23 protein-coding genes are annotated in these 23,235 nt (G+C 55.6%); 22 read left to right on the forward strand and 1 reads right to left on the reverse strand.

The features are described from left to right. The first annotated feature begins 70 nt into the window (after positions 1-70). The 7 genes from rbr to hflX all read left to right on the forward strand — a co-directional run bounded on the left by rbr (position 71) and on the right by hflX (position 6,221). Positions 71-685: a rubrerythrin gene (gene rbr / locus NFS31_RS10195; protein ID WP_251494396.1), complete on the forward strand. Its 615-nt coding sequence runs from the start codon at positions 71-73 to the stop codon at positions 683-685. A 147-nt stretch (positions 686-832) separates the two neighbouring features. Beyond that, entirely contained in the window at positions 833-1,702 is an 870-nt protein-coding gene (locus NFS31_RS10200) for a metallophosphoesterase (protein WP_251494399.1), read from the forward strand. Positions 1,703-1,715: 13 nt separating this feature from the next. Next, on the forward strand, positions 1,716-2,513 hold the full coding sequence (locus NFS31_RS10205; protein ID WP_251494403.1) for a segregation and condensation protein A: 798 nt from the start codon (positions 1,716-1,718) through the stop codon (positions 2,511-2,513). Continuing rightward, the gene (scpB, locus tag NFS31_RS10210; RefSeq protein WP_251494407.1) at positions 2,500-3,123 is read left to right on the forward strand and encodes an SMC-Scp complex subunit ScpB; all 624 of its coding nucleotides are present in this window, start codon (positions 2,500-2,502) and stop codon (positions 3,121-3,123) included. The genes NFS31_RS10205 and scpB overlap by 14 nt, the downstream gene beginning before the upstream one ends. Before the next feature lie 331 nt (positions 3,124-3,454). Next, positions 3,455-3,886, forward strand: coding sequence for a dUTP diphosphatase (locus NFS31_RS10215; RefSeq protein ID WP_251494410.1), 432 nt, complete (start codon positions 3,455-3,457; stop codon positions 3,884-3,886). Positions 3,887-4,168: 282 nt separating this feature from the next. Beyond that, positions 4,169-4,942: a tetratricopeptide repeat protein gene (locus NFS31_RS10220; RefSeq protein ID WP_251494413.1), complete on the forward strand. Its 774-nt coding sequence runs from the start codon at positions 4,169-4,171 to the stop codon at positions 4,940-4,942. A gap of 10 nt (positions 4,943-4,952) precedes the next feature. After that, the gene (gene hflX, locus NFS31_RS10225; protein ID WP_251494416.1) at positions 4,953-6,221 is read left to right on the forward strand and encodes a GTPase HflX; all 1,269 of its coding nucleotides are present in this window, start codon (positions 4,953-4,955) and stop codon (positions 6,219-6,221) included. 345 nt (positions 6,222-6,566) lie between these two features. Here the strand turns inward: hflX and NFS31_RS10230 are convergent, their stop codons facing one another. Beyond that, the gene (locus NFS31_RS10230; protein WP_251494419.1) at positions 6,567-7,940 is read right to left on the reverse strand and encodes an alanine/glycine:cation symporter family protein; all 1,374 of its coding nucleotides are present in this window, start codon (positions 7,938-7,940) and stop codon (positions 6,567-6,569) included. Positions 7,941-8,254: 314 nt separating this feature from the next. Here NFS31_RS10230 and NFS31_RS10235 point away from each other — a divergent pair, with 314 nt between their 5' ends. The 15 genes from NFS31_RS10235 to rpsA all read left to right on the forward strand — a co-directional run bounded on the left by NFS31_RS10235 (position 8,255) and on the right by rpsA (position 23,175). Next, positions 8,255-9,262: a deoxyguanosinetriphosphate triphosphohydrolase gene (locus tag NFS31_RS10235; protein WP_251494422.1), complete on the forward strand. Its 1,008-nt coding sequence runs from the start codon at positions 8,255-8,257 to the stop codon at positions 9,260-9,262. Between the two features lie 13 nt (positions 9,263-9,275). Beyond that, entirely contained in the window at positions 9,276-11,075 is a 1,800-nt protein-coding gene (dnaG, locus tag NFS31_RS10240) for a DNA primase (protein WP_251494427.1), read from the forward strand. Between the two features lies 1 nt (position 11,076). Then, the gene (locus tag NFS31_RS10245; RefSeq protein ID WP_251494430.1) at positions 11,077-11,223 is read left to right on the forward strand and encodes a hypothetical protein; all 147 of its coding nucleotides are present in this window, start codon (positions 11,077-11,079) and stop codon (positions 11,221-11,223) included. Continuing rightward, positions 11,198-12,316, forward strand: a complete 1,119-nt coding sequence (gene rpoD, locus NFS31_RS10250; protein ID WP_251494433.1) for an RNA polymerase sigma factor RpoD — start codon at positions 11,198-11,200, stop codon at positions 12,314-12,316. The genes NFS31_RS10245 and rpoD overlap by 26 nt, the downstream gene beginning before the upstream one ends. Positions 12,317-12,392: 76 nt before the next feature. Further along, on the forward strand, positions 12,393-13,085 hold the full coding sequence (locus NFS31_RS10255; RefSeq protein WP_251494436.1) for a tRNA (adenine(22)-N(1))-methyltransferase: 693 nt from the start codon (positions 12,393-12,395) through the stop codon (positions 13,083-13,085). Beyond that, positions 13,072-13,872 (forward strand): Nif3-like dinuclear metal center hexameric protein, encoded by an 801-nt coding sequence (locus NFS31_RS10260; protein ID WP_251494440.1) that lies wholly within the window; start codon positions 13,072-13,074, stop codon positions 13,870-13,872. Before NFS31_RS10255 ends, NFS31_RS10260 begins: the two co-directional genes overlap by 14 nt. A 51-nt stretch (positions 13,873-13,923) precedes the next feature. Further along, complete coding sequence (locus tag NFS31_RS10265) at positions 13,924-15,579, forward strand: nucleoside kinase (protein ID WP_251494443.1); 1,656 nt, start codon at positions 13,924-13,926, stop codon at positions 15,577-15,579. A gap of 57 nt (positions 15,580-15,636) precedes the next feature. Next, the gene (locus tag NFS31_RS10270) at positions 15,637-16,578 is read left to right on the forward strand and encodes a DUF1848 domain-containing protein (protein WP_251494446.1); all 942 of its coding nucleotides are present in this window, start codon (positions 15,637-15,639) and stop codon (positions 16,576-16,578) included. Between the two features lie 82 nt (positions 16,579-16,660). Then, entirely contained in the window at positions 16,661-16,924 is a 264-nt protein-coding gene (locus tag NFS31_RS10275) for a hypothetical protein (RefSeq protein ID WP_251494449.1), read from the forward strand. A gap of 265 nt (positions 16,925-17,189) precedes the next feature. Continuing rightward, the gene (locus NFS31_RS10280) at positions 17,190-17,621 is read left to right on the forward strand and encodes a DUF3783 domain-containing protein (RefSeq protein ID WP_251494451.1); all 432 of its coding nucleotides are present in this window, start codon (positions 17,190-17,192) and stop codon (positions 17,619-17,621) included. A 44-nt stretch (positions 17,622-17,665) separates the two neighbouring features. Further along, positions 17,666-19,177, forward strand: a complete 1,512-nt coding sequence (gene pap / locus NFS31_RS10285) for a polyphosphate:AMP phosphotransferase (protein WP_251494453.1) — start codon at positions 17,666-17,668, stop codon at positions 19,175-19,177. Continuing rightward, positions 19,174-20,442 (forward strand): BaiN/RdsA family NAD(P)/FAD-dependent oxidoreductase, encoded by a 1,269-nt coding sequence (locus NFS31_RS10290; RefSeq protein ID WP_251494456.1) that lies wholly within the window; start codon positions 19,174-19,176, stop codon positions 20,440-20,442. Before pap ends, NFS31_RS10290 begins: the two co-directional genes overlap by 4 nt. Before the next feature lie 68 nt (positions 20,443-20,510). Next, positions 20,511-21,197: a (d)CMP kinase gene (gene cmk / locus NFS31_RS10295; protein WP_251494458.1), complete on the forward strand. Its 687-nt coding sequence runs from the start codon at positions 20,511-20,513 to the stop codon at positions 21,195-21,197. Positions 21,198-21,206: 9 nt separating this feature from the next. Continuing rightward, a complete protein-coding gene (gene ispH / locus NFS31_RS10300) occupies positions 21,207-22,058 on the forward strand; it encodes a 4-hydroxy-3-methylbut-2-enyl diphosphate reductase (protein ID WP_251494461.1) in 852 nt (283 codons plus the stop codon). Beyond that, entirely contained in the window at positions 22,039-23,175 is a 1,137-nt protein-coding gene (rpsA, locus tag NFS31_RS10305) for a 30S ribosomal protein S1 (RefSeq protein WP_251494465.1), read from the forward strand. Before ispH ends, rpsA begins: the two co-directional genes overlap by 20 nt. Positions 23,176-23,235 lie beyond the last annotated feature (60 nt).

A 23,235-nucleotide genomic window follows, 5' to 3' on the forward strand; every position in this document is an offset into this window, starting at 1 on the left:
GTTTCAGGATATACTACGTAAAACAATTCATGTGTTACTATGTGATTGAATGAGACAGGAGGGATATGCAATGGATGCAAATTTAAAATCAAGCAGAACCGTAAAAAACCTGATGCGGGCCTTTGCCGGGGAGAGCCAGGCCAGGAACCGCTATACCTTTGCCGCCGAGACGGCGAAACAGGAGGGCCTTCCGGTGATTGAGAGGGTGTTCCAGTACACAGCGGATCAGGAAAAGGAGCACGCGGAGGTGTTTTACAACTTCTTAAAGGAGCTGACCGGCGAGACGATCCAGATCGACGGCGGCTATCCGGTGGATCTGCATGGGAAGACAGCGGAGCTTTTGCGCGCTGCGGAGCACAATGAGTTTGAGGAGCATGATCCGGTGTACCGGGAATTTGGCGATATTGCCCTGGAAGAGGGCTTTGACCGCATCGGCCAGGTGTTCCACATGATTGCCGAGGTGGAGAAGACGCACGGCGACCGTTTTGGCCTCTTTGCGGAGCTTCTGGAGAGGAGCGCCCTGTTTGCCTCCGAGGAGGACACGAATTGGGTGTGCTTAAACTGCGGCTATATCTATGAGGGAAAAATAGCGCCGAAATACTGCCCGGTCTGCGAGCATGAGCAGGGCTATTTTGTGCGCATGGATCTGGCTCCGTATACGAATTTTTACAAAAATATCCACTGACTTCCGTTTGCGGATTGCCGCTGGAATGAGAACGTCCGGCAGCTATGCCTGCCTGCGCGGCAGGGCATGGCTGCCGGTTTGGGGGCCGGGCCCGGCGTCTGTTTCCAAAGGGCCCGGCCGGATTTTGACAGGCAGGAGGGATGGGCGTTGTTTGCTGCGCTGTTTGCAGGCTTTTTGGGGATTGCGGGAGGACTGGCGCTCTGGTCGGAGTATGAAAAGAAGCATTTCGTCACACAGCGGTACGTGATCCCCACAAAAAAGTTTCCGAAAGGCGAGGTGAATGTTGTATTTCTTTCGGATTTACATAATAATGAATTCGGCGCGCGCAATGAGCGGCTGGTGCGGGAGATCGAACGGATCCGCCCGGATGCGGTGCTGATCGGCGGGGACATGATGGTGTGCAAGGGGGAGCGGGACATGGAGCCGGCCCTCTGCCTTGTCAGGCGGCTGGCCAGACGCTTTCCGGTCTACTATGCGAACGGGAACCATGAGGAGCGGATGAACGAAGAGCGGGACATTTACGGGGATCAGTACGAGGAATTTAAAACAGCGCTTGAGGAGGCGGGCGTGTGTTATCTGTCCGATGCAAGCGCGGATTTCGGGGAAACGATCCGCGTCACGGGGGCCAACTTAGACGGGGAGTATTACAGCCGCCGCTTTACGATCCCGGCGCTCCCGGAGGGGACGCTAAAAAAGCGCGTGGGGGCGGCGGCGGCGGATCGGTTTCAGATCCTTTTATTCCACTCGCCCCTGTTTTTTGAGGAGTGCCGGAAATGGGGGGCGGATTTAACTCTCTCCGGACATTTTCACGGGGGCACCATCCGGATCCCGTTCCTGGGCGGCGTGATGACGCCGCAGTACCATTTTTTCCTGCCCTGGTGCGCGGGGCGTTTTGACCGGGAGGGAAAGACGATGATTGTGAGCCGGGGGCTCGGCACGCATTCGATCAATATCCGTCTGAACGATCGGCCGCATCTCGTGTGGGTGACGATCCGCGGCGGCGGGGACGGCTGTTAAGGGAGGTTTTGGAATGGTTCTTTCCTACAAGCTCGATAACTTTGAAGGCCCGCTTGATCTGCTGCTGCATCTGATCGAGAAAAATAAAGTCAGTATCTACGACATTCCCATCGTTCTGATCACGGAGCAGTATTTGGACTATGTCAGCCGCATGGAGGAGGAGGATCTGGACGTGGTCAGCGACTTTTTAGTCATGGCGGCCACGCTGATTGACATCAAGTCGCGGATGCTTCTGCCCGCCAGGGAGGAAGAGGAGGAAGAGGAGGATCCGAGAGCAGAGCTGGCGCGCCGCCTGCTGGAATATAAGATGTACAAATATATGGCCCGTGAGCTTATGGAGCTGGAGCAGGACGCGCAGCTTATTCTCTACCGGGAACCCGATATCCCGAAGGAGGTGGCCAGGCATGAGGCGCCGGTTGATCTGGACAGCCTCTTAGAGGGCTTAACGCTGGCCAAGCTGCAGAAGATTTTTCAGTCGGTCATGAAGCGGAGCGAGGACAGGATCGATCCGATCCGGAGCCGTTTCGGCGCCATCCGCAAGGAATCGGTCAGCTTAGAGCAGCGGATCGGATCTGTGATGGAGTATGCCAGGACGCACAGGCGTTTTCGCTTTCACGAGGTTCTAAAGCGCCGCACTGACCGCCTGGACGTGGTGGTGACCTTTCTGGCCGTGCTGGAGCTGATGAAGATCGGCAGCGTGTATTTAAGCCAGGAAGCGCCTTTTGGCGACATGTACATAGAGGCCCGGGACACAGAAGGGGCAGAGGAGATTTCCCTGGAGGGCCTGGAGGATTTTGATGAAAAAAAATAAGAGTGCAGAGGAAGAGGCCATCGTGGAAGCCGTGCTGTTTACCATGGGCAAATCCGTAGAGACAAGGCAGCTTGCAGCCGCCCTGCGGGCGGATATGGACACGGCGCGGGAGGCGGCGCTGCGCCTTAAAAAGCGCTACGACAGGGGAAAGCACGGGATGCAGATCACCCGCCTGGAGGATAGCTGGCAGATGTGCACCCGGGCCGAATACTATGAAAACCTGATCGAGGTGGCGTCCGCGCCCAAAAAGCAGGTTCTGACCGATGTGGCTTTGGAGACGCTTTCCATCGTTGCCTATAAGCAGCCGATCACCAAGCTGGAGATCGAGAAGATCCGGGGGGTGAAGTCGGATCATGCCGTAAACCGCCTGATCGATTATAATCTCGTCTATGAGGTGGGCCGCCTGGACGCGCCGGGCCGGCCGGCCTTATTTGCGACCACAGAGGAATTTCTCCGGCGTTTCGGCGTCGGATCCACAAAGGAGCTGCCTGTGCCGGCGCAGGATAAGCTGGATGAGTTCCGGCTGGAGGCGGAGGAGGAGCTGAAGCTTGCGGCAGGGGAGGAGCGGGAGCTGTCAGAGGATGCGGGGGAATCGATGTCAATTATATAAGGATATATGCAGGGCCTGATGATGGCTACATGATCGGCTTGCCTTGATTCTGAAAGACATGCTTAGGAGCTTGAGTTTATGATAGGATGCCGGGAGCAAAAGTCGGGTCATCGTTAAATTGTATCAATTGTTTTGGATTTGTACAAACTAATATAAGCCAATTCAAATAACTTTACATTATTGTCCGGAAAAACACAAGTATCGTGGTAGTCTGTAAAATCTATAATGCATAGAGTTATTTGAATTGAGCTATACTAATCAGCCGCTATTACAGCATTGCGTTAATAACGGTGAATATCAGCAGGAACGACAAAGGACAGGAGAATGACACATGAAGATCAGAATCAAATATTTCACGGAGGACATAGAAAAGCTTGCCTATATTGGCGGCAAATCGGACTGGATCGATCTGCGGGCGGCGAAGGAGGTTACGCTTAAAAAGGGTGAATTTGCCCTGATTCCCCTGGGCGTGGCCATGGAGCTTCCGGCCGGGTATGAGGCCCATGTGGTCCCCAGGAGCAGTACGTTTAAAAATTTCGGGATCATACAGACAAACCATATGGGGGTCATTGACGAGAGCTACTGCGGGGATCAGGATCAGTGGTTTTTTCCGGCGTATGCCCTGCGGGATACGGTGATCCATGTAAATGACCGCATCTGCCAGTTCCGGATTATGGAGCATCAGCCGGCGCTCGACTTTGAGGAGACGGCGCTTCTGGGCCATGCGGACCGGGGAGGGCATGGGAGCACAGGGACGAATTAGTTACTGTTCACACATCAGCCAATGCGAGGTGTTTTTTGTGAGTGCAGCGCAGCGGAAGTCGCGGAAAACCCGAGGGCAGCGGCGCCAAACCGCATTTTCTGGCGGTTTGTGTGCATCGCGAAGCGTATTACTGGGCACAGCCCGGCAGGGGTGTGAACCGTAACACGAATTAAACGTTGCGGGGCGGATGCATTTACACGATGTACCCACAAAATCAGCAGCAAAGGCGGGTGCAGCGGGATTCCAAGAATACATCACAGAGGAAAGAGGGAAGAATAACGGATGAGACAACGGATCAGTTTGTGCGCCGGCCTGCTCGCAGCCGTCCTGTTATGCGGGTGCGGGGAGTCGAAAGAGGCAAAGGAGGCCAGGCTTTCGGGCATTGAGAGGATGGCGGAAGGGGATTACGGCGGGGCAATCGCTTCTTTTGAGGAAGCGCTGGAAGCGTCTGACGGGATCGTGGACCGGTTTGAGCTTGATATTTTAAAGTACCGGGGCGAGGCGGAGTATTTGGCACGGGACTATGCGGCGGCGGCATATACGTACGGCACGCTGGAGCAGGTAGAAGGCGAGAGGGCGGAATACCGGTATTATAAGGCGGCGGCTGAGGCGATGGCCGGCAATTTTGAGACGGCGCAGACGGATTACGAGGCGGCGGCGGGACTATCAAAGGTATCGGATCAGAGCGCGCAGGCCGCGGCATCGGCTGCGCTGACAGCGCTCTCAGAGGCGGCCAGGCAGGCCGGAGAGACGGAAAAAGCGCTGGAATACTGCCGGACAGCGATTGACGGCGGCATGGCGGGACCGGGGATTTTGAACCAGATGGGGCTTGGCCTTGCGCAGGCGGGGAATCTCGACGAGGCTGTCAGCTACTTTGAGCAGGGGCTTTTGCAGGCGGAAGGCGAGGCGGCCGCTGTGCTGACGCGCAACCTGGCGGCGGTGTATGAGCAGAAGCTGGACTTTGCGAAAGCGCTGGAGCTGCTCCGGGAGTACCGGGCCTCCTGGGGATCGGTTCCGGAGGTTGACAGGGAGATTGCATTTTTAGAGAGTCGGTGACAGGAGGGCTATGGCAGATTTAATTGAGCTGAAGGAAGAGGAGGAGCGGGTGATCCTGGTGGGAGTCAGCACCTGTGAGGAGGATGATACGGAGCGCTCCCTTGACGAGCTGGCGGAGCTTGTCAGGACAGCGAACGGCGTGGCCGTCGGGCGCATGATTCAGAACCGGGAGCGGATCCACCCCGGAACATATCTGGGAAAAGGAAAGCTTGAGGAGCTGAGAGATCAGATAGAGGAGTTTAAGGCCACGGGGATCGTCTGCGACGACGAGCTGTCCCCGGCGCAGATGCGCGGCCTTGAGGAGGCGCTGCAGACCAAGGTGATGGATCGGACCATGGTGATTCTCGATATTTTTGCCGCCCATGCGACGAGCAGCGAGGGCAAGATTCAGGTGGAGCTGGCGCAGCTTAAATACAGGGCCGTGCGCCTGGTGGGCCTTCGCAGCTCCCTGTCCCGCTTAGGAGGCGGGATCGGGACAAGGGGGCCGGGCGAGAAGAAGCTGGAGATGGACCGGCGGCTGATCCACCGGCGGATCGGGCAGCTAAAGGAGGAGCTTGAGGGCGTCAAGCGCCACCGGGAGATTTCGAGGAAAAAGAGGCGGCAGAGCCATGCTATGTCCGCGGCGATTGTGGGATACACAAACGCGGGCAAATCAACGCTTTTAAACCGCCTGACAGGCGCCGGGATCCTGGCGGAGGACAAGCTGTTCGCGACGCTGGATCCGACGACAAGAGGCTGCGCGCTCCCCGGCGGGGAGACGATTCTCCTGACAGATACGGTGGGCTTTATCAGAAAGCTTCCGCATCATCTGATCGAGGCGTTTAAGAGCACCCTGGAGGAGGCGCGCTACAGCGACATCCTGCTCCATGTGGCGGACTGCTCGGATGATCAGATGGATCTGCGGCTGCATGTGGTATACGAGACGCTGCGCGAGCTGGGGATTCAGGATAAAATCATCATAACTGTATTTAATAAGATCGACTGCCTGACAGAGGAGGCGGTATTGCGGGATCTGCGCTCCGATTACCAGGCGCGGATTTCGGCAAAGACCGGAGAGGGGATAGAAGAGTTAAAACTGCTTCTGGAACGGATCCTCCGCAGCCGGCGGATTTATCTGGAACGGCTCTATCCGTACCGGGATGCGGCAAAGATCCAGCAGATCCGCAAAACGGGCCAGCTTTTGAAGGAAGAGTACAGGGAAGACGGGATATTGGTCGAGGCATATGTGCCGGCGCAGCAGTATGCGGCCCTGATGGAATCCGGCAGTCCGGGGAAATAGGGCGCGCGGGAAAGCTTTGCGGAAAAAAATCCGGGGCGCCGCCTGTAACCCGTAGCTGCTGCCTCGCTGCTTGCGGCGGAGTTGCAGACTTTTAAAGCCTGTCTCAGAAATAGAAGGCAGCGCGGTTCAGAAAAAGGCTGCGCCAGCAAAAGCTGGCGCAGCCTTGTGTTCAAACTCAGGGACTATATTGCATGATGGAATCTGACGGCTTCAGCCCGTAAAATCGCTTTGCGATGGGGCGCCTGCCGTTGCTATGTTACTATACGGTCAGCACGGCAGATACGCGGCTCGATCGGAACTGCAGCCGCCGTCATGATCATGAAATGCATTTGAAGGACTTCGTTATTAATTTTTAGAAGCAGCCTTCGGATAAAATTTCGGATTGGAAAAATATTCCTTTGTCTGCCTGCGCACCTGCGGGAAGAGCACAACCAGGGCGATCATATTCGGGATAATCACAAGCCCCATGGCCAGATCCTGCACGGTCCAGACAAGGCTTATCTTCTGTACGGCCCCCACGATGCAGAGGAATGGATAAACGTATTTGATCTTGCTGGTCAGGGCAGGTCCGAATGCATATGTAAAGCTTTTCGCCGCATTGAACCACTGGCCCATCAGCGTGGTAAAGCAGAAAACAAGGAGGGCAAACGCGCCCAGATGCTTTAACGGGGTCCAGATGGTGCCAAAGGCGGAGATAGCCATAACGGTCGCGTTCAGATCACTCTGCTGATAAATTCCGGTTACGCCGATAACGAGGGCGGTGATGGTACAGATGATGATCGTGTCAAGAAAGACCTCTGTCACACCGGTAATGCCCTCTTCACAGGGATGATCCACCAGGGAGGAGCCATGGGCAAACGGAGCCGTGCCTTCGCCGGCCTCGTTGGAATACATGCCCCGGGTGATGCCAAACTGCATGGCCTTTGCCATTACATAGCCGCCCGCGCCGCCTGCCGCCGCCTGCATCGAAAACGCCTCGGAGAAGATCAGGGCAAATACAGCCGGAACCTGTCCGATATTAAGAAGGATCACCAGAATACCGATCACAATGTAAAAAATAGACATGGTCGGCACCAGGGAGGTGGCGATATCCGCAACGCGTTTTAAGCCGCCTAAAGTGATGCACATCAAAAGCCCGATGAGGAAAATACCGACCAGCCAGGTGGGAACCCCGTACTGCGTATTCAGAATACCGGAGATCGTGTTGGACTGGACGAGATTTGCGCCCATCATCTTAAGGCACATCAGCGCGGCAATCACAACGCCAAGCCACGGCGCTTTCAGCCCGTCCCGGATGTAATACATCGGTCCGCTTAAGAGATTCCCGTCCTTATCGCGCCCGCGGTAAAGCTGGGAAAGGACGATCTCGCCATATTTTAAGGCCATGCCGAAAAATGCGGCGAACCACATCCAGAACACCGCGCCCATGCCTCCAGCCACAATGGCTGTCGCAACGCCGACCACATTGCCGCCGCCGACATTGCCCGCCAGCGTGACCATCATGGCCTTGAAGGTGGAGATAGAGCCGCTTCCCTTGTCCTCATTTCTTGCTTTAAAAGAATCGATCAGGGTTTTCTTGATGATAAACCCAAAATAGCGGATTTGGATAAATCCATTCGTGAAGGTGTAGAGCACGCCAAGGGCTAACAGAACAAATACAAGCCAGTTGCCCCATAAAATAGAGTTAAATTTTGTCAGAACTGTTTCCAGTGCTCCCATAACGGAATTCTCCTTTTCTTGATAAATATGAAAAAAATACGTCCCTGACTGAAAATATAGTATAACATGAATTGAAAATAAAAACAATTATATTTTGCGGGAGCATGATATGCGGATCAATCCGCAGGCGTCAGGTGTTAAAAGACTTTTTGGCTCCAACATCATGTCATATTTTTACAGCGCCATACATATAATTGTAAGAAATAAATCCGAATAGGGGCTGAAAAAAAGTAAGAAATATGATATCATAGTAAGATAATGGGTAAACTTTTGAAATATATTTCATAAGTGTTCTGAAAAAGGGTGGGATCGCTATGAATATCAGGGAAACGACAGAAGAATGGGAGAGGCGGTATTTAAGCCCCTATGCCTCTCTGAGCGCGGATACAAGGGGCAGGGATCAGGCGGAGCCGCTGTGCGATATCCGCCCGGAGTATCAGCGGGATCGCGACCGGATCCTGCACAGCAAGGCGTTTAGGCGGATGAAGCACAAAACGCAGGTATTTCTGGCGCCGGAGGGAGATCATTACAGGACAAGGCTTACGCACACGCTGGAGGTGGCGCAGATTGCGCGTACGATCGCAAAGGCGCTGCGGCTGAATGAGTCGCTGACCGAGGCGATCGCCTTGGGCCATGATTTGGGGCATTCGCCGTTCGGCCACTCGGGGGAGGCGATTTTAAACCAGCTCTGCAGCGGCGGTTTTTCCCATTATGAGCAGAGCGTCCGGGTGGTGGAGGCGCTGGAGAAAAAGGGAAAGGGCTTAAACCTTACCTGGGAAGTGCGGGACGGGATTTTGAACCATCCGACGAGCGGCTGCCCCTCTACGCTGGAAGGCCATATCGTGCGCCTCTCGGATAAGATTGCGTATATTAACCATGATATAGACGACGCGATCCGGGCGAAGATCTTTGAGGAGCCGGATCTGCCGGCAGCGTATACGGATGTGCTGGGGCACAGCGTCCGGGAGCGCCTCAATACCATGATCCATGACCTGATTGGCCAGAGCATGGGAAAGGATCGGATCTGCATGTCTCCGGGCATGGAGAGCGCGATGCACGGCCTGAGGAAGTGGATGTTTGAAAATGTGTATGAAAACGGCGCGGCCAGGACCGAGGAGACCAGGGCGCAGCACATGCTGGAAATGCTGTACGATTATTACAGAAAGCATATCGGGGAGCTGCCAAAGGAGTATTTACAGATGATGCGGGAGCGGGACGAGACAGAGGAGAGAACGGTCTGCGATTATATTGCCGGCATGACGGACGGCTATGCGATCGACCGCTTTGAGGCGCTGTTTATCCCGAAATCCTGGAAGATATAGGGGAGGAGCGCCTATGTTTTATCCGGAAGAGGTTCTGGAGGAAGTGAGGACGAGAAGCGATATCGTGGACATCATTTCCGGGTACGTGCGCCTGCAGAAAAAAGGGAGCAACCTGTTCGGGCTGTGCCCGTTTCACCACGAGAAATCGCCTTCCTTTTCGGTTTCCCCGTCAAAGCAGATGTATTACTGCTTTGGCTGCGGCGCAAGCGGAAATGTGATTACGTTTGTGATGGAATATGAGAATTATTCGTTTCAGGAGGCGGTGCAGCTCTTAGCAGAGCGTTCCGGGATACAACTTCCGAAAATGGAGTATTCTAAGGAACAGAGGGCCATGGCGGACCGCCGGGCGGCGCTCCTGGCGGCGAATAAGCTGGCGGCAAATTATTTCTACTATCAGCTAAAGCAGCCGCAGGGGAAGGCGGGGTATGCCTACCTTACCGGCCGGGGGCTGACGGATGAGACGATCCGCCGCTTTGGGCTCGGCTATGCGAACAAGGTCCGCGATGATCTCTACCGCTATCTGCGCAGCAAGGGCTATGAGGACGCGTTTTTGAAGGATTCGGGGCTGGTGACAATTGAGGAGCGGGGAACCAGGGACAAGTTTTATAACCGGGTGATGTTTCCGATCATGGATGTCAACAGCCGTGTCGTGGGCTTTGGCGGCCGCGTGCTGGGGGACGGGGAGCCGAAATACTTAAATTCCCCGGAGACGGCGCTGTTTGACAAGAGCCGGAACTTATACGGCCTGAATTATGCAAGGACGTCCAGGGAGCGCCATATGTTTCTGTGCGAGGGCTATATGGATGTGATTGCCATGCAGCAGGCGGGGTTTACGAACGCGGTGGCCTCCCTGGGAACGGCGTTTACAGAGAGGCACGCGATCCTTTTGAAGCGCTATACGGATCAGGTGATCCTGACATTTGACAGCGACGGGGCGGGCGTGAAGGCGGCGCTGCGGGCGATCCCCATGCTCCGGGAGGCCGGGCTTTCAGCCAGGGTTCTTGATATGCGCCCCTGCAAGGATCCGGATGAATTTATGAAGACGCTGGGGCCGGAGGAGTTTAAAAAACGGGCGGAGCATGCCAGAAACAGCTTCCTGTTTGAGATTGATGTGCTCAAATCCGGTTATGACATGGGCGATCCGGAGCAGAAGACGGAATTCTATAACCGGGCGGCCGAAAAGCTTTTGGAGTTTTCCGAGGCGCTGGAGCGCGATAATTACATCCAGGCCGTTTCCAGGGAATATATGATTCCCTATGACGATCTGAGGGCGCTGGTGAACCGGCTGGGGCTTCGCGGCGGGCCGGCGGCGTCTTCCCGTCCGCAGCGGCTTTTGCAGGAGGAGGCGCGGGAAGCGCGGCCGGCCCCGGCCGCGAAACGGCGGGAGAAGGAGGAAGGGATCCGCTCGTCGGAGCGCCTGCTTCTGACATGGCTGATCGAGGAGCCGCGGCTGTTTGATGTGATCCACGGCATCATTGGGCCGGAGGATTTTGTGAAGCCGCTCTACCGCGCCGCGGCTGAGGCGGTGTTTGAGGCGCGCGAGGCCGGGGAGGTGAAGCCCGCGGCGATCCTGAATCGTTTTATTGACGATGAGGGAAGCTATAAGGAAGTCGCGGCGCTGTTTAATGCGTCCCTTGACGAGTCCCTGACAAACGAGGAGCAGAAAAAAGCGTTTTCAGAGACGGTGCGTCGCGTCAAGAAAAACAGCCTGGAGCATCAGATCCGGCGGGCAAAAGGGATTGACGAGCTGCAGAGGCTCATAAAAGAGCAGGCCGGGCTTGCGAACCTGCATATTTCGCCGGAGCGGGGATAAAATGAGAGTATTAGCAGGCGTTTTAAGCCGTATGGACAGTTCGCGTATCATCTGCCGTATGGAAGAGTACACACAGGAGGCGCGGCGGCAGCGGGGTAGCTGTGAAAGGATGGAGGAATTGTATGGAAGAAAAGATGACTACATTTGAGGAAAAGCTGGCGCAGCTTCTGGAATTGGCTAAAAGCAAAAAAAATGTGCTGGACAACAAAGAGATTCTGAATTTTTTTCATGGCGAGCTTCTGAGTCCGGACCGGCTGGATCAGATTGATGATTTTCTGGATCGGAATAAGGTGGATGTGCTCCGTTTTGATGAGGATCTGGATATGGATCCCGATTTGTTCCTGGAGGAGGATCTGGACGGCGAGGACGATCTGGATATGGAAAATCTGGATCTGAGCATACCCGAGGGCGTGAATTTAGAGGATCCGGTGCGGATGTACTTAAAGGAGATCGGCAAGGTCCCGCTCCTTTCACAGGAGGAGGAGATTGAGCTGGCGAGACGCATGGAGGCAGGGGACGAGTCGGCCAGGGAACGCCTGGCGGAGGCGAACCTGCGCCTGGTGGTGAGCATTGCCAAGCGGTATGTGGGCCGCGGGATGCAGTTCCTTGATCTGATCCAGGAGGGCAATCTGGGGCTTATCAAGGCAGTCGAGAAGTATGATTATTCCAAGGGCTTTAAGTTCAGCACCTACGCGACATGGTGGATCCGGCAGGCGATCACACGTTCCATTGCCGATCAGGCCCGCACGATCCGTATACCGGTGCATATGGTGGAGACGATCAACCGCCTGATCCGCACATCCAGGCAGCTTCTCCAGGAGATGGGGCGCGAGCCGTCGGCGGAGGAGGTAGCGGCGCGGATGGACATGCCGGTGGACCGTGTGCGGGATATTATGAAGATTTCCCAGGATCCGGTGTCTTTGGAGACGCCGATCGGCGAGGAGGAGGACAGCCATCTGGGCGATTTTATCCAGGACGAGCATGTGCAGGTTCCGGCGGACGCGGCGACGTACACGCTGCTTCACGAACAGCTCATGGAGGTGCTTGACACCTTAACGGATCGGGAGCAGAAGGTGCTGCGGCTTCGCTTCGGGCTGGACGACGGCCGACCCAGGACGCTGGAGGAGGTCGGAAAGGAGTTTAATGTGACCAGGGAGCGCATCCGCCAGATTGAGGCAAAGGCGCTGAGGAAGCTGCGCCATCCGAGCCGGAGCAAGAAGCTGAAGGATTACCTGGATTAGCGCAGCGCCGGCCGCGGCGGGCCTGCTTTAAAGCGGTTTCGGGATAGCTGCGGATGGACAGGAGGTGAGGGAAAGAGTGAAGCTGTCAAAACGGCTGCAGGCGGTTGCCTCCTTTGTGGCTTCGGGGAGCGCCGTGGCCGATATCGGGACGGATCACGGCTACATACCGGTTTATCTCGTGAAGGAGGGCGTCGCCCCGCGCGCTCTGGCCATGGATGTGAGGAAAGGGCCTCTGGAGCGGGCAAAGGAGCATGTGAGGGAGTACGGGCTTTCGGATCGCATTGCGCTGCGCCTGTCGGACGGCCTTTCGGGGCTTAAGCCGGGAGAGGCGGATACAGTGATTATCGCCGGCATGGGGGGAAAGCTTACCATACGCATCCTGGAACAGGGCCGCCATGTGTGGGATTCGGTGAAGCAGTTTATTTTGTCGCCCCAGTCCGACATAGGCGAGACGCGCCGTTTCCTGGAGCAGGCGGGCTTTTGCATCGACCGGGAGGCCATGGTCGAGGAAGACGGGAAGTTTTATGTGGTCATGGATGTGTCAAGGGGAGAAATGCGTCTTGTAAGAGCCTGTTATTATGAGTACGGAAGAGATCTGATTGAAAAAAGGGATCCGGCGCTCTTCCGTTATCTGGACAGGGAGAAGAGGATCGTGAGCTCGATCCTTGAAGGGCTTTCGCAGGCGCAGACAGAGAACGTGAGGAAGAGACAGGCCGCGCTCGCTGAGCGTCTGGCCGTGATTGAGGAGGCGCGATATGAAATGCAGTGAGATCATGGAGATCCTGGAGGAGCTGGCCCCGAAGGAGCTGGCCTGCGAGTGGGACAATCCGGGCCTTTTGGCCGGGCGCGGCGATAAGGAGGTGAAGACGATCCTGGTGGCAGTAGACGCCACGGACGCGGTCCTTGACCAGGCGGAGGAGGCCGGCGCAGATATGCTGCTTACGCATCACCCGCTCATTTTTAAGCCTGTTAAGAGCGTAACGGACCGCGATTTTATCGGGCGCAGGCTTCTCCGCCTGATTCAGGCGGACTGCCCGTACTATGCGATGCACACAAATTTTGACGCCGCGCCGGGATGCATGGCCGCCCTGGCCGGGGAGCGCCTGGGGCTTGCGCATACCTGCGTGCTGGAGGAGATGGGCCGCACGAAGGAGGGCGTTCCCTATGGGATCGGGCTTTGCGGGGACTTTGAGCAGAGAATCTGCCTTTCAGAGGCCGCAGAGCGCGTGAAAGAGGCGTTCGGGCTTTCGCATGTCACAGTGTACGGGGATGACGGGGGCGAAAAGAGGATCCGCCGGGCCGCCGTGTGCCCGGGCGCCGGGGGCGGGACGTTACAGGAGGCCATAAAAAGCGGGGCGGATGTCTATGTCACAGGCGATATCGGGCACCACGAGGGGATCGACGCCGTGGCGCAGGGGATGTCTGTGATCGATGCGGGGCATTATGGGATCGAACATATTTTTGTGGATTTTATGGCGGATTACCTGGAGCGAAGGCTGCGGGGGCAGGTGCGGGCGGTGAAGGAGAAGACCGTATTTCCGTGCCATGTGGTTTAGACGCCTGATATACCAGCGTGCGGATAAGGCTTATTTACGAGGAGGGACGATATGCTGAACGTGACGATAGGAGATGAGAGACGAAGCTACAGGAACGGGGTTACATACGCGGAGATTGCCAAAACATATCAGGAAAAGATGGAGGACGATATTTTACTCGTCCTGTCAAACGGCCGGCTCCAGGAGCTGCACAAGACGGTGAAGGAGGACTGCGAGGTACGCTTTATTACAGCCAGGGACCGGGAGGGCTTTGCCACCTATCAGAGAAGCGCCCTGTTCCTGCTCCTGAAATCGTTTTTTGACGTGGCCGGAAAGGAAAATGTGACGAAGCTGACCGTGTGCTTTTCTATGGGAAACAGCCTTTTTATAAAGCCTGAGGGGGCGGTCTGCCTTAATCAGGGGCTTTTAGAGCGCGTAAAGGAGGAGATGCGGCGTCTCGTCGCGCTGGATCTGCCGATCCGCAAGCGGAGTGAAAATACAGACGACGCGGTGGAGCTCTTCCACAGGCACGGCATGTACGACAAGGAAAAGCTGTTCCATTACCGCCGCGCGTCAAGGGTCAATATCTACAGCATCGAGCATTTTGAGGACTATTTTTACGGGTATATGGCGCAGAGCACGGGCCTGATCCGCTACTTTGATCTGAAGCTCTATGATGAGGGTTTTGTCCTGATCCTCCCTTTAAGGGCCAGTCCGAAGGAGATTTTGCCCTTAAAGCCGAGGAAGAAGCTGTTTGAGGTGCAGAAGGAAGCGGGCCGGTGGGGGCGCAGGCTGGGCGTACCGAATGTGGGCGCTTTAAACGATGCGATCGCCGCGGGCCGGACGGGGGATCTGATTCAGATGCAGGAGGCGCTGCAGGAAAAGAAGATCGGGGACATTGCGGAGCAAATCGCATCGTCCGGGCGGAGCAAGTTCGTGATGATCGCCGGGCCGTCCTCGTCGGGAAAAACGACCTTTTCCCACCGCCTTTCCATTCAGCTCGGCGCTCTTGGCTTAAAGCCGCACCCGATCGCGGTGGATGATTATTTTGTCAACCGGGTGGACAGCCCGCGGGACGCGGACGGGAATTACGACTATGAGTCCCTGCACTGCATTGATCTGAAGCAGTTCAATGAGGATATGACAGCGCTCCTTAACGGGGAGACGGTCAATATGCCCCGCTACAATTTCGTGACAGGCGAGCGCGAGTACAAGGGGACGACCCTGACGCTCGGGAAGAACGATATCCTCGTGATTGAGGGGATCCACTGTTTAAATGACGAGCTGTCGTATACGCTGCCCAAGGAGAGCAAGTTTAAGATCTATATCAGCGCCCTGACGCAGCTCAATATCGATGAGCACAACCGCATCCCTACCACAGACGGGCGGCTGATCCGCCGCATGATCCGCGACGCGCGGACACGCGGATCCTCGGCCCGCGTGACCATCCGCATGTGGGATTCGGTGCGGCGCGGGGAGGAGCGGAATATCTTCCCGTTCCAGGAGGAGGCGGATGTGATGTTTAATTCCGCGCTTCTGTATGAGCTGGCGGTGTTAAAGCAGTATGCAGAGCCGCTTTTGTTCGGGATCCCGAGGGAATGCGGGGAGTATCAGGAGGCGAAGCGGCTGCTTAAATTCCTGGATTACTTCCTGGGGGTCAGCAGCGAGCAGATTCCGCAGAATTCGATTCTCCGCGAGTTTGTGGGGGGAAGCTGTTTTAAGGTATAAATGAGACGGCCGTTCAGGCTGCCTGAACGGCCTCCCGTTTTTTAAGGAAGTGAAGCCGTGATTTTAAGCGCCAGCCGCAGGACGGATATTCCCAACTATTATTCGGAATGGTTTTTGAACCGGATAAAGGAAGGATATCTATATGTCCGCAACCCGTTCCATGCGCGTCAGATCAGCAAAATTACAATCTCTCCGGAGGTTGTGGACTGTATCGTTTTCTGGACGAAAAACCCGGAACCCATGTTCGCCAGGTTAGGAGAGCTGGGCGCGTATCCATATTATTTTCAATTTACACTTACCGGTTTCGGCCGTGACATCGAATCTCACATTCCGCATAAGAAAAAAGTGATGATTCCGGTCTTCCGGACACTGTCGGATAAAATCGGCAGGGAAAGGGTGATATGGAGATACGATCCGATCCTCTTTACGGATCAATATAATCCGCAATATCACTTAAGGGCGTTTGAACAGATTGCAAAAGAGCTGTATGGATATACGTCCAGATGCGTGATCAGCTTTGCCGATACCTATGCTAAAAACAAAAAAAGCATGGAAGCCCTGGGCGCTTTTTCCCTGACAGAACAGGATTTAACCGCATTCGCCGGGGAAATCGCGCAGATCGCGGCCGGATACAACATAAAAACCGCGTCATGTGCCGAGGCAGCCGATCTCTCATCCTGTGGAATCGAACATGGCTGCTGCATTGATAAAGAATTCATTGAGAACATAACCGGATGCAGAATCCGGGCGGGTAAAGACCGGAATCAAAGAAGCGAGTGCGGCTGCATAGAAAGCATTGACGTCGGCGCATACAATACCTGCAGAAACGGATGCCGGTACTGCTATGCAAACGACAGTCCGGAACGCGTTTCTAACACCTGCAGATTATATGACGCCCATTCCCCGCTGTTGTGCGGAAGCATCACAAAAGACGACAGGATTACAGAACGGGACGTAACATCATGGAAGGAGAGCCAGTTGACGCTTTGGGATCTGTAAACACGGCAAAAGACCGGCCGGGAACCGTTCAGGAACGTCTTGGGGCGGCAATCCCGCCAAAGGCCGTTCAGGAGGATGTACTGTGACAGAAAAAGTAAAACATGCGCTTTATACCGCAAGCAATGCCGCGCTGTTAGCGGGCGCCATCATTTTCATAACCGGGGCCTATTATACGGTAATAAAAGCCGGAATCCCATATCAGGATCCGCCGCTTGAGCTGCAAATCCAATACGCAATTCACGCAGGCATCGGGGACGAGCTTTTAAGGATTGGTTTTTTCACGCTCCTGTACGGAGCGGCATTCCGCCTGATGCTTCTTGTCCGGCATAGCCGGACAAGAAGATGAGCCCCGTGAAAAGTAACAACTGATGGACGGCCCCTGTTTCTCTATTCCCCAAATTATCTTGAAATGTCCCCCAAACAATGGTAAACTAATCGCAAATCCGGTATTTTACGCCGGATATGGGATATAATGGTTATAATAGATATAACCACAGACAATCCCCTTATACCATAGCCATAATGTACTCCCGGAATCTCAGCCGCAAAGGCAGGCGCAGAGAGTCTCCGGGAGTACATCAACGATTTATCACAAAACAGGGAGGCATCGCATGAAGCAGACCGTACTGCTATATAATTTTACAGATCCAAACCGTCTGGCAAAAGTGCAACAGGCGCTGCTGCCGCTGGGTTTCCGGCTCCGGATCGTGCGGAAAGAGGATTACAAAAAGCCGGTGGGAGCGCTGGCCGGCGTGAAGGGCATGGAGGATGAGGCGGCCGCAGAACCCTCAGGCGGAGAGGGCGCCAGGGGCGGGGAGATTGATTTTTCCGACGAGATGGCGGTGATGGCGGGCGTTACCTCCGCGCAGGTGGACGCGTTCATCCGGGCCCTGCGCAGGAACGGGGTTGGGCGCATTGATTATAAGGCCGTTTTAACGCCATATAATAAGAACTGGGATTCGGTAAGGCTGTACCGCGAGATACGAAGGGAGCATGAGAGCATGTCGGCTGCCATAGACGGGGGGCAGGGCGGCGCGACGTAAGGAATTGTCCGGGAGCACACAATATCGGCAAGGAGGGGAAACATATGCTGGAGAAGGTAGATTTGGAAAAGAGCGTGGACAAGGAGTCCTATAAGAGAGTCAGCGACGAGCTGAGCGCGCGCCTTGGCGTCCTGCAGAGGAAATGCAAGGCGGAGAAGATTCCGGTGATCATTGTGTTCGAGGGACTGGATGCCGCAGGGAAGGGCGTGCAGATTAACCGGCTGATTAAGCCGCTTGATCCCAGGGGCTTTGATGTGTATGCCAGCCGGAAAGCGGGCGAGGAGGAGAGGATGCGCCCGTTTTTGTGGCGTTACTGGATCAAGACGCCGGAAAACGGGCGGATTGCCATTTTTGACAAAAGCTGGTACAGCCGCGTGACGGAGGAGCGGTTTTACAGGCGCATAAAGAGCGGGGAGCTTGAAGGGGCGTTTGGCGATATCCTGTCCTTTGAAAAGCAGCTCACCGACGGCGGATGCGTGATTATTAAGCTGTTTCTCTATATTTCCAGGGAAGAACAGAAAAAACGTTTTAAAAAGCTTTCGGAGAGCCGGGAGACGGCCTGGCGGGTATCGGAGGCGGACTGGAAGAGGAACAGGGAGTATGATAAGTATCTGGCCATGAATGAGGAGATGCTCCAGCGCACGGATACGGGACATGCGCCGTGGACGATCATTGAGGCCACGGATAAGAATTATGCGGCGATGAAGATCATGGCCACAGTAGCGGACCGCCTGGAGTATGAGCTGGGGCAGCGGGAGGAGGAAAAGACGGACACAGCCAGACGCCTCCACGCGCCTATCCCGGCGGATCGCTTTAAAAACGGGGCGCTTTCCGGAGCGGATCTGTCAAAATCTTTAAAGCCCGGGGAATACCGCGGAGAGCTTGACAAGCTCCAGAAGCGCCTGGAATACTTACACAGCGAGATATACCGCCTGCGGATCCCGGTGGTCATCGGGTTCGAGGGCTGGGACGCGGCCGGAAAGGGAGGCGCGATCCGCCGCCTGACGAGCCATCTGGATCCCAGGGGCTACAAGGTGAATCCCACCGCGGCGCCGAATGACGTGGAGCGGGTTCATCATTATCTCTGGCGTTTCTGGAACAACATGCCAAAGGCCGGCCATATCGCCATTTTTGACCGAACCTGGTACGGGCGCGTCATGGTAGAGCGCATTGAGGGCTTCTGCCGCGAGGAGGACTGGCGGCGGGCTTATCAGGAGATCAATGAGATGGAGGCCCACATGGCAAATTTCGGGGCCGTGGTCCTGAAATTCTGGCTTCACATTGACAAGGACGAGCAGGAAAAGCGGTTTAAGGAGCGCATGGAGGATCCGGCGAAGCAGTGGAAAATCACGGACGAGGACTGGAGAAACCGCGAGAAATGGGACGCCTATGAGACAGCGGTCAATGAGATGCTGGTGCGCACCTCCACCACCTACGCGCCCTGGACGATTGTAGAGGGCAATTCCAAGTATTACGCCAGGGTGAAGGTTGTAAAAACCGTGGTAAAGGCCCTGGAACAGAAAATAAAAGAGGTGGAAAAAGAGAACAGAAGATGAGACGTATCATAGTGATCGGCGGGGGCGCGGCCGGGATGGCGGCGGCCATCGCCTGCGGGGAGGCCGGCGCGCCTGCGCTGCTGCTCGAAAAAAATGAAAAGCTGGGCAAAAAGCTTTATATTACCGGAAAAGGCCGCTGTAATGTGACGAACGCCTGCGCTGCAGAGGAGTTCTTCGGACATGTGGCGACCAACGCAAGGTTCCTCTACAGCGCCTTTTACGGCTTTACAAACCGGGATATGACGGCCCTTCTGGAGGACTGCGGCTGCCCCCTTAAGACCGAGCGGGGCGGACGGGTATTTCCTGTATCCGACAAGGCGTCAGACGTCACGGCCGCGCTGTCGGGGCGGCTTCGGAAGCTTAAGACAGATATCCGCTTAAACGAGGAGGTAAAAGAGCTCTGGATAGAGGACGGGCGGTTACAAGGCGTGATCCTGAAAAAGGGAAACCGGAAGATGGCCGCGGACGCGGTGATCATTGCCACAGGCGGCCTTTCCTACCCGACGACGGGTTCCACTGGAGACGGCTACCGCATGGCCGCGCAGGCCGGGCACCGCGTCACAGAGCTGTCCCCGGCCCTCGCGCCCTTTGAGACGTCCGGGGACGTAGGAAAAAGCCTGCAGGGCCTGGCGCTTAAGAACATCGAGGCAGCCGTGCTGGACGGAAAAAAGGAGATTTACCGGGAGTTTGGGGAAATGCTGTTCACCCATTTCGGCGTATCCGGCCCGGTGATTTTAAGCGCCAGCAGCTATGCGGCCCGCCTCCTGAAAAAACGGCCGCTCACCCTGGCCATCGACTTAAAGCCGGCCCTTACGGACGGGCAGCTTGACGCCCGCATCCTGCGCGACTTTGAGGAGGGCAAAAACCGGCAGTTTAAGCACGCTTTGGACCGCCTGTTTCCCGCGAGGCTGATCCCGGTCATGATTCAGCGCAGCGGCATTTCTCCGGAAAAAAGGGTCAATGAGATTACCCGAAAAGAGCGGAGGCGGCTTGTGGAGGAGACGAAGCGCTTCTGCCTGACGCTGACCGGGCTGCGGGGGTACAATGAGGCCATCATCACCCAGGGCGGCGTGAATGTGAAGGAGATTAATCCGTCAACGATGGAATCAAAGAAGCTTTCCGGGCTTTATTTCGCGGGGGAGGCGCTCGATGTGGACGCGGTTACCGGGGGATATAACCTGCAGATCGCCTGGTCTACGGGGGTGTTGGCGGGAAGGAGCGCGGCCTGTTTGAAAGATCCGGAAAACTGTGATATAGTTATATAAGAAATGAAGAAATGGCAGATAAGCCGTTTTGCCGCGCAGGCTTATCTGAGGAAGGGAGAAGAAATACCATGCCGATGAATATTGCAATCGACGGCCCGGCCGGAGCGGGGAAGAGCACGGCGGCCAGGATGGTGGCGGAGAAGTTTGGCTATATTTATGTGGACACCGGCGCGATGTACCGGGCCATGGCGCTTTATATGCTGCGGGAGGAGATCGATCCGGCGGATCAGGGGGCGGTTGAGGCGGCCTGCGAAAAGGCTGATATTTCCCTGGAATATAAGGACGGCGTCCAGCAGGTCCTGTTAAACGGCGAGAATGTGACGGCTGAGATCCGCACGCCTGAGGTGAGCCGGGCGTCGTCGGCCGTGTCTGCGTACGGCGCGGTGCGCGCGAAGCTGGTGGAGCTTCAGCGGAAGCTGGCCGGGCGGCGCGATGTGGTGATGGACGGCCGAGATATCGGGACCGCGGTGCTCCCCAATGCAGATTTAAAGGTGTACTTAACGGCAAGCGCCCATGTGCGCGCGCTGCGGCGCTTTAAGGAGCTTCCGGCCGGCCAGGCGGGCGTAAGCCTTGACGAGGTGGAGGCGGAGATTACCGCCAGGGATAAGCAGGATATGGAACGGGAGATTTCTCCGCTTAAGCGGGCGGAGGACGCGGTGCTTCTGGACACCTCGGACATGTCCCTTGAGGAGGCAGTCCGTGAGCTTGAGGAGCTGGTGGAGGACGCAGGCAGCCGCGGCTGCTGCGGTTGTTGAGGTCAGCGGATGGAAGTCATTGTGGCAAAGACAGCCGGCTTCTGCTTTGGCGTGAAGCGGGCGGTGGAATGCGTATATGAGCAGCTCGCGACCGGAAAGAAGCCGATCTTTACCTTTGGCCCCATTATCCACAATGAAGAGGTGGTGCGGGATCTGGAGGAGCGGGGCGTCCGCGTCCTTAATACAAAGGAGGAGCTGAGGAGGCTTAAGGAAGGCGTCGTGGTGATCCGCTCCCACGGGGTGGGGAAGGAAATTTACGATATCCTTGAGGCAAACGGGATTGAGATTGTGGACGCGACGTGCCCCTTTGTGAAAAAGATCCACCGGATCGTGAGGGAGCAGACCGCGGCCGGGCGGCGCGTGATAATTGTGGGAAATGAGCGCCATCCGGAGGTGGAAGGAATAAAAGGCTGGGGAAACGGCGATACTTTAGTGATTGAGAGCGCGGAGCAATTTGAAAAAATGCCCGTGGAACAAGGAGAAAAGCTGTGTCTCGTGGCGCAGACGACATTTAACTACAATAAATTTCAAGATTTAGTTGAAAAAATTTCTAAAAAGCGTTATGATATACTTGTTTTAAATACGATTTGCAATGCAACACAGGAGAGACAGGTGGAAGCGGGGCGAATCGCGTCAGAGGTGGATGTGATGATTGTAATCGGAGGACGAAACAGTTCCAACACCCAGAAGCTGTACGAGATTTGCCGCAGGGAATGTAAGGATACGTATTATATCCAGACACTGAGTGATTTCAAACCTGAGAAGGCAGGTACTGTGCGCAGCGTAGGTATTACGGCAGGGGCGTCAACCCCGAATTATATTATCGAGGAGGTTCATACTAATGTCAGAATTAAGTTTTGAACAAATGTTTGAAGAATCATCAATTAAGCGATTACGTGCAGGAGAGGCAGTAACGGGTCAGGTTATCGGCGTAAAAGAAGATGAAATCATTCTCAGCATCGCTGGAAGCAAGTCTGAGGGTATCATTACCCGCAGCGAGTTTACGAATGAGCCGAATGTGGATCTGACGACCAGAGTTTCCGTAGGCGACGAGCTGGAGGCAAAGGTTTTAAAGGTAAACGACGGCGAGGGTATGGCGTCCTTATCCTATAAGAGGCTTGCGGCAGACAAGGGCTTAAAGCGCTTAAAAGAGGCTTTTGAGAATAAGGAAGTCCTGACCGAGAAGGTGACACAGGTTATGGAAAAGGGCCTTGTAGTGGAGGTAGAGGGAACGAGAGTATTCATTCCTGCCAGTATGGTTTCCGATACCTACGACAAGGATTTATCAAAATATGCGGGCCAGGAGATTGAGTTCGTTGTGACCGAATTCAACCCGAGCGGCAGAAGAAGCAGGATCATCGGCGACCGCAAGCAGCTCATGATCGCAAAGAAGGCGGCGATGCAGAAGGAGTTATTCGAGCGCATCGAGGTGGGCCAGACCGTGGAAGGCGCGGTAAAGAATGTGACGGATTTCGGCGCGTTCATTGACCTTGGCGGCGCGGACGGCCTCCTGCACATCTCCGAGATGTCCTGGGGCCGGGTAGAGAACCCGAAGAAGGTCTTCAAAGTAGGCGATCAGGTGAGAGCCCTGATCAAGGATATCAATGGCGAGAAGATCGCTTTAAGCCTTAAGTTCCCGGAGACAAACCCGTGGGCAAAGGCGGCTGTGAATTATGCGGCGGGCAACGTGGTAGAGGGCAGAGTGGCCCGCATGACGGATTTTGGCGCATTCGTTGAGCTGGAGCCGGGTGTGGACGCGCTCTTACATGTATCACAGATTTCCAGAGAGCATGTGGATAAGCCCTCCGATGTACTGAGCGTAGGCCAGATCATCCGGGCCAGAGTCGTTGATTTCAACGAGGCGGACAGAAAGATCAGCCTCAGCATGAAAGCCCTGGAGTCCCAGAACAGCTCGCAGGATGCGGATATCGCGGATGTGGATATCGACGCGGTGGCTGCAAGTGAAGATGCGCAGTAAAGAACAGCGATGTGCATAGGGCCGTGGGCCGGTGCAAATGATTTTAAGACAATTCTGTCG

Source organism: Otoolea muris, from assembly GCF_943193115.1.
Classification (GTDB): domain Bacteria; phylum Bacillota; class Clostridia; order Lachnospirales; family Lachnospiraceae; genus Otoolea; species Otoolea muris.